The sequence below is a fragment of the Mycobacterium sp. IDUB_19 genome, from assembly GCF_055419445.1.
Genome location: NZ_JBVAXR010000077.1, coordinates 1 through 6,666, shown reverse-complemented (window position 1 = coordinate 6,666; position 6,666 = coordinate 1). Strand labels below are relative to the sequence as shown.

At 64.0% G+C, this 6,666-nt stretch carries 4 protein-coding genes and 3 pseudogenes; 4 read left to right on the top strand and 3 right to left on the bottom strand.

Annotated features, from left to right (window positions below; translation table 11 throughout):
* A pseudogene (locus ACZY0B_RS26385) lies at window positions 1-249 on the top strand (MBL fold metallo-hydrolase); the annotation flags it as partial.
* Here ACZY0B_RS26385 and ACZY0B_RS26380 read toward each other — a convergent pair.
* Window positions 165-611, bottom strand: a pseudogene (locus ACZY0B_RS26380) (helix-turn-helix transcriptional regulator); the annotation flags it as partial. The pseudogenes ACZY0B_RS26385 and ACZY0B_RS26380 overlap by 85 nt on opposite strands.
* Before the next feature lie 204 nt (window positions 612-815).
* Here ACZY0B_RS26380 and ACZY0B_RS26375 point away from each other — a divergent pair.
* Window positions 816-2,057, top strand: coding sequence for a PucR family transcriptional regulator (locus ACZY0B_RS26375; protein ID WP_463767186.1), 1,242 nt, complete (start codon window positions 816-818; stop codon window positions 2,055-2,057).
* Window positions 2,058-2,187: 130 nt separating this feature from the next.
* Window positions 2,188-4,197: a fatty acid desaturase gene (locus ACZY0B_RS26370; RefSeq protein ID WP_463767185.1), complete on the top strand. Its 2,010-nt coding sequence runs from the start codon at window positions 2,188-2,190 to the stop codon at window positions 4,195-4,197.
* A 35-nt stretch (window positions 4,198-4,232) separates the two neighbouring features.
* On the opposite strand, the gene ACZY0B_RS26365 is transcribed toward ACZY0B_RS26370, so the two are convergent.
* Together ACZY0B_RS26365 and ACZY0B_RS26360 are read right to left on the bottom strand one after the other, a co-directional pair.
* Window positions 4,233-5,465 carry a cytochrome P450 gene (locus tag ACZY0B_RS26365; protein ID WP_463767184.1) on the bottom strand — a complete coding sequence of 411 codons (1,233 nt, stop codon included), beginning with the start codon at window positions 5,463-5,465 and terminating at the stop codon, window positions 4,233-4,235.
* Complete coding sequence (locus tag ACZY0B_RS26360) at window positions 5,462-6,046, bottom strand: TetR/AcrR family transcriptional regulator (RefSeq protein ID WP_463767183.1); 585 nt, start codon at window positions 6,044-6,046, stop codon at window positions 5,462-5,464. The genes ACZY0B_RS26365 and ACZY0B_RS26360 overlap by 4 nt, the downstream gene beginning before the upstream one ends.
* 95 nt (window positions 6,047-6,141) lie before the next feature.
* Here ACZY0B_RS26360 and ACZY0B_RS26355 point away from each other — a divergent pair.
* Window positions 6,142-6,666, top strand: a pseudogene (locus ACZY0B_RS26355) (dihydrodipicolinate reductase); the annotation flags it as partial.

Here is a 6,666-nt window from a genome sequence, read left to right as displayed (position 1 = left end):
GGTCAGCCCGCGGTGTTCGTCGGGGACATCACGCACAGCCCGTTGCAAGTGCGCCGGCCCGCCGACCCGTGCGCCTTCGACGTGAATGCCGCCGCCGCCGCCACCACGCGGCGCCGGATCTTCAGCGAAGCCGCACAGGCTCACGCCACGGTGATACCCGCGCACTACCCCGGCCACGGCGGTGCGACGATCCGCGCCGTGGGCGATCGATACGACATTGACCAGTGGTTGGAGGTCGAATCCCTATGACAGTTCGCCGTTTTGGCGCGTCGGGCCGAGATGCCGTGCGTCCGGGTGAACAGCCGGCTGAAATAGCCGGGATCCGTCACCCCGACGCGCGTGGCAACGTTTGCGACCGGAAGGTCCGTTCCGGCCAGCAAGCGGCGAGCTTCGGCCATACGACGCTCGGTGATCCAGTCGCCCACGGTGCGTCCGGTGCGGTGACGCACAACGGTGGTCAATTGTCCATGCGTCATGCCGACTTCATCCGCCACGTCGCGCAGCGACACCGGCTCGCCGTGACGGCGGTCGATTACCTCGAACACTTGGGCCAGCGGCGGTTTGCCACTGCGTGGCAGCCGGGCCACCACCGGCCCGGCCAACCGCGAGGGCCCGTCCAAACGGACCGAAAGTACAGACGGAAGCCAGTTAGATGGCTGAGACAAGTGCCGGCCGAAGCGATATCGACTACCTGACCATGTCCTTTCCCGGATGTCGGGAGCCTGGGGGATGTAGTGGACCGCAATCAAACCCGGGACGACGCAGCAAACCCAGTTCATAGTGTTGGCCACCCGGGCCGCCGTTAGTGTGCAGGTATGGACGCGCTAGAGCCGGCCCACGGCGCGGTCGCTGGAAGGGGTGTCGCTGCGTCTCTGCTGGCGAATGTGTCGAGCCTGGCTGAGGACATGCTCGCGTATTTGGTCGAGCGGATTCCGGAGGTCGGCGGGGATACCGAGCTTCGCGGCCTGACCCTGGGATCGTGCTCGTCGAATCTCGAAGCGGCACTTTCGATGTTCCGTCATGGAATCGACGTAGCGGCTGCGGAGGCGCCGGTAACTGCGCTCGAACACGCGCGAGCAATGGCATCACGAGGGCACAGCGTCGATGTGATGCTGCGGTTCTATCGGTTGGGTCATGAGTACTTCACCGAGAAGCTTTCCGACTCGCTCACCGACTGGATCAGCGACCCCGCTGTCGCGCTGAGGACGTTCATCGATCTCGAGCGGTTTGGGTTTCGATACATCGACCGCATCTCCAGTCTGGTGGCCGCCGAGTACGTCGCTGAACTCGACCGACGCCAGAACCAGGCACGAGCCGAGCGCAACGAAGTCGTGCGGGCACTGCTCGCCGGCGAACGCGTCGACAACGCTCGGGCCGAACGTGTACTCAGCCACCGGCTCACCGGTCGACAAATCGGTTTCGTGTGCTGGGCCGACGACCGCGGCGTCGACCTTGAGGGATTCGCCAGGCAGGTTGGTAGGTATCTCGGGGCGGGTCACTCACTCGTCGTGGCGGACGGCCCCCTCGCGGTGTGGGGATGGGCATCGATCACCGGGGACGTGAGGACTTCGCTCACGGGCATGGCGACGGAGTCGCCCGGCGAACGCGAAAACGTTCACATCGCGGTGGGCTCGCCCCATCCGGGCCCTGCAGGCTTTCGCACCTCCCACCGCGAGGCGCTCCGCACCCGCCGGGTCATAGAACTGTCTGGACGCGCGGCGCCGTCGATCACCGAGTTCACCGATGTTTCGTTGGTGGATGCCATCTCGCGCGACCTCGATGCGGCCAGGGCCTTCGTTTCGGCTCAGCTCGGCGATCTCGCCCGTAATGACGCGAAAGAGCGCAGTGAGCGCGCCACCCTCCTGGCTGTCCTCGACGCGCAAGGGAGTCTGACGGCCGCGGCACGCACCTTGGGAATCCACAAGAATACGGTCCTGCAAAGGGTGCGTCGTGCCGAAGAGCGCAGGGGCCGGCCCGCAACGATCAACGTCGCCGAACTGCACGCCGCCCTACTAGTGTGCGACGTGCTGGGAGCCTCGGTGTTGCCCGAGTCATAGCCCCACTGGCAGGAGTCCGAGCGCGCTGGATGTGCTCGCAGCACACCGCGGAGGGCTGGGAGGGCCTTGTTGACCGACACCGGCCGTTTGTAGGTTGCGAGCATCTCATTCCGAAGCGCGAAGGACTCCGATGCTGACCAAGACTCAACACCCCCAACCCCCAGTGGCGGTATCCCAGCACGCCTTGCCTGATCCGGGCGAGCAGGTTCCGACGCTGTCCTGGCCGACAATCGGCATCTTCACATGCTCGCTTGCGCTCTTCGGCGCATCAACCTGGGCTGCCCTCACCGATACTTTGCCTGCGATCGCCACCGTCGCCGCGAGCTCCGCAGCAATCTTCGTCCTGTTCACCGTGTTGCACGACGCCTCGCATTACTCGATCAGCTCACATCGCTGGGTCAACGTCGCTTTCGGTCGGATGGCAATGTTTTTCGTCTCGCCGCTGATCTCATTCAAGTCGTTCGCGTTCATCCATATCGAGCACCACCGCAACACCAACGATGGTGAGTCCGATCCCGATCACTTCGTCAGCGCCGCGCCCTGGTGGCAGCTGCCCATCCGCTTCCCGGCAATGGACCTGCCATACATCAGCTTCTTGGTTCGTAACCTGCGCCGGCGGCCACGCGGCGAGATTCTCGAAACGGTTGCCCTGATGACCTTTTCGGTGATGGTGATCGTGGCGGCCGCCTTGACCGGACATCTGTGGACGCTCGCGCTGATCTATCTGATTCCCGAGCGGGTGGCGATGTTCGTGCTCGCTTGGTGGTTCGACTGGCTACCCCACCACGACCTGGAAGACACGCAACGCGAGAACCGCTATCGCGCAACCCGCAACCGCGTCGGCTCAGAGTGGATCCTGACTCCCCTGCTGTTGTCGCAGAACTATCACCTGGTCCACCACCTACACCCGTCCATCCCCTTCTACCGCTACGTCGCGGCCTGGCGACGCAATGAGGCCGCCTACCTCGAGCGCGACTCGGCAATAAGCACCGTCTTTGGGCAGCAGCTCGACGCCACGCAGTACCACGAGTGGAAACGCCTCAACGGCAAACTAGCTGCGCTGCTGCCAGTCCGAATGCCGAGTTCCTCCGCGGCGCGCCATGCCAGCACGCACCCGATCCCTGTTAAAAGTGTCGAGCCCCTGACCCCAGGCAGCGTCAAAGTCACTTTTGACGTTCCCGGTCACCTCAGCGACGAGTTCCAATTCCAGGCGGGCCAACACCTGACGGTTAGACACCACATCGGTGGGGAGGAGGTGCGGCGAAACTACTCGATCTGCACCTCGGCCACATCGGGAGAACTGGCGATCGGAGTACGGCACATCGCAGGCGGGCTGTTCTCGACCTTCGCGGTCGAAACACTGCGAGCCGGTGACGTCCTGGAGCTGATGACGCCCACGGGTAGCTTCGGCGCACCCCTGGATCCACTCGCTCGGCGCGACTATGTCGCGGTAGCGGCCGGGAGCGGCATCACGCCCATCCTGTCGATCATGCGCACCACCATGGAGATTGAGACCGAAAGCCGCTTCACCCTCTTCTACGGCAACCGAACCGCAGAGTCGACCATGTTCATTACCGATCTCGATGAGCTCGAAGCTCGATACGCAGACCGGTTACGCATCTTCCACATCCGCTCAGCCGAGGCGCACCACCCCGCCTCACTTCGCGGCCGCATCGACCTGGCGATGATTCAACGCTTGCGCGCCGGCAACCCCACTTCGATCGACCGGTGGTACCTGTGCGGCCCAAGCGATCTCGTCACGACCATGCGCGACGAACTCGCCTCTGTTGGGGTGGCGGCCGAGCGGATACACCTCGAACTGTTCCGCGGCACAAAGCAACCCACAAACGTCGATGACTTTCCCAAGTCCGACGTGACCATCACGCTGTCCGGCGCGGATCACACCGTGGAACTCGCCGCGGGTGAGACCGTCCTCGAATCGGCGCTGAAAAACAACATCGACGCGCCCTATGCCTGTCTCGGCGGCGCGTGTGGCACTTGCAAAGCCAGGATCACGACAGGCGCAGTATCGATGGAGCAAAATTTTGCACTCAACGCAGCCGAGGTCGAGGCCGGCTTCATACTGACGTGTCAATCCCATCCCACCACCCCAACCGTCACAGTCGACTACGACAGCTGAGCCGACCCATGCGCCAACTCCGCCACCCGCCCCGACTAACGCGTCGCGAAGCTGACCGACAGTGATTCGTACACGGTCATGTTGTTGGCAAGGTTGGGAAGCGTCATCTTCGGCTCGCCGATTTCGATGGCGCTGGTGTTCAACAGGATCTCGTCGAGGGCGGCCCGAACTTCGGCCCGCGCAAGCATCGCCCCCAGGCAATGATGGGCGCCACCGCCGCCGAAGGATTGGTGGGGGTTGGGATCGCGGCGGATGTCGAATCGGTATGGATCCTCGAAGACGTCCTCGTCGCGATTGGCCGAGCGCAACATCGTCATCACGCGCGCGCCGGCCGGGATGAGCTCGTCGCCAAGCGTCACATCCTTGGTCGCGCCGCGAACCCAGAACATGATGGGCGTGGAATAGCGGATCACCTCCTCGACCGCCGTGCGCCGCGTCGCCGGATCGGATCGATAGGCCGCAATCTGGTCGGGATTGGCGACGAAGGCCCGAATGCCGTCGCACAACGCGTTTCGCGTCGTATCGGCGCCGGCCAGCCCGAGGATGAAAAAGAAGATTTCGAGTTCGTTGGAGGGCAGCAGGAAGCTCTCCCCCGACTCTGCCGTGATCGCCGCGGTGCACAGCACACTCCAGATGTCGTCCACGGGATGATCACGCTTGTGAGCGGTCAGCGCGCTGGCGTATTCGAACAGCTCCATGAACGGCAACACGTCGTCGCCGTCGGGGATCGACATCTGCGCGCCGGCTGTTTTCAGAACCCGGTCGATGAGACTGAACACATGTGGTCGATCCGCGTCGGGGATCCCGACGATGTCACCGATCACCGAGATCGGCAGCCCGGCGGCCAGGTCGACAAACTCGCCACCACCGGACTCCAGCAAGGACGCGGCCATTGTCCTGGCCCGCTCGCGGATTCCGTCTTCTAACTTCGACACCGCGCGTGGGGTGAAGGCACGCGTAATGAGCCTGCGGCGGACGGTGTGATCCGGCGGGTCCAAACTCACGATGGCCGGATACGCGTCGAACAGGGCTACGTCCTGGATCAGCGGTCCACGAGTCGCCGTAAATGTCTCGTGATCACGATGCACTCGTGCGACGTCCGCATGTTTGGTGCACACCCAAAACTCGCGGCCCACAGCGGATCTCACGTCGTCGGTGAGCTGCTGGTGAAACACCGGGGTGCGGGCGCGCAACTGTGCGAACAGATCGTCGGGAAATTGCGACGCCCAGATCGCCGAGTCGCCGAGGTCGATGAGCGTCTTCGTCATGATGCTTCCCCTTTCGCGAGCTCGCCGCGCAGGCCGGCCACGATCAGGCGCAAGCCGTATGCAAATGCTTTGTCACTTGGCCGGTGGGCCGTGGCACCGGTGTGGAGTACATGCGCGAGCTGCACGGAACCCAATAGGTGGATGTACAACGCGGCGTGTGCCGCATCGAAATGCTCCGCATTCAAGCCGGATTCGCGCAGAATGCCGCGAGATGCGCGGTCCATCTCCGTAGCCGCGGCGGTGTGCGAATGCTCCTGGAGCAGGACCGCGATCCCTGGCACCTCGACCAGCGCCTTCCACGCATTCATGTAGAGCTCGACCAACCGCGATTCCCAGCCGCCCCCCTGCGGCGGCACCTCGATCTGCGCAAGCACCGACTCGATCAGCAGATCGAACAGTTCCCGCTTGTCGCGAACGTGGTAATACACCGTCGAGGCCGCCGTGCCCGCCTCGGTTGCCAGCTCGCGCATCGTGACCCGGTTGACGCCCACCCGTTTTGCCAACCGCAACAGGTACTTCGTCAGATGCGCCCGGTCCAGCGCTCCATAGCGCAGCACCGGTGCTCTCGACACCCTCTCCATGCGCTTTCCCCCAATTTCGAACGCCGTCCGAATTCGAACAGCAATCCGATTAGAACAATGTTCGAGACCGGCTGTCAACGGTTACCGTGTGACACATGGCGCGATACCGAGTGGTCCAGTGGTCGACCGGCAACATCGGCAGGCGGGCCCTCGGCGTCCTGCTGGACCGCGATGACTTCGACGTGGTGGGCGTCCACGCCTTCGGATCCGACAAAGTGGGACGTGATGCGGGCGTGCTCGGCAACCGCTCCCCGATCGGCGTCACCGCGACCGACGATGTCGACGCGCTGATCGAGCTTGGGCCGGATTGCGTGAACTACATGCCTCGCGCCATCGACTTCGAGCTGGTGGACAGGATGCTGCGGGCCGGCATCAACGTGGTCACGACGGGCGATTTCCTCACCGGCACTCACCACCCAGCCGAACGGGCGGCGCTCGAGGCGGCGGCTCAACAGGGCGGCGCCACCTTCCTGGGAACGGGATTCGAGCCGGGCTTCATCAATGTCGTCGCCGGCTTCCTCACCGGGGCGTGCCGGAAGGTACACAGCGTCAAGCTCGTCGAGACGTTGGACTGCACCACCTACCCGGTGCGGGAAGTCTGGGCAGTGCTCGGATTCGGC

Coding starts and splice junctions, on each gene's coding strand:
- ACZY0B_RS26360 (WP_463767183.1), bottom strand. CDS start 6,046: ATGGAGAGGGTGTCGAGAGCACCGGTGCTGCGCTATGGAGCGCTGGAC.
- ACZY0B_RS26365 (WP_463767184.1), bottom strand. CDS start 5,465: ATGACGAAGACGCTCATCGACCTCGGCGACTCGGCGATCTGGGCGTCG.
- ACZY0B_RS26370 (WP_463767185.1), top strand. CDS start 2,188: ATGCTGACCAAGACTCAACACCCCCAACCCCCAGTGGCGGTATCCCAG.
- ACZY0B_RS26375 (WP_463767186.1), top strand. CDS start 816: ATGGACGCGCTAGAGCCGGCCCACGGCGCGGTCGCTGGAAGGGGTGTC.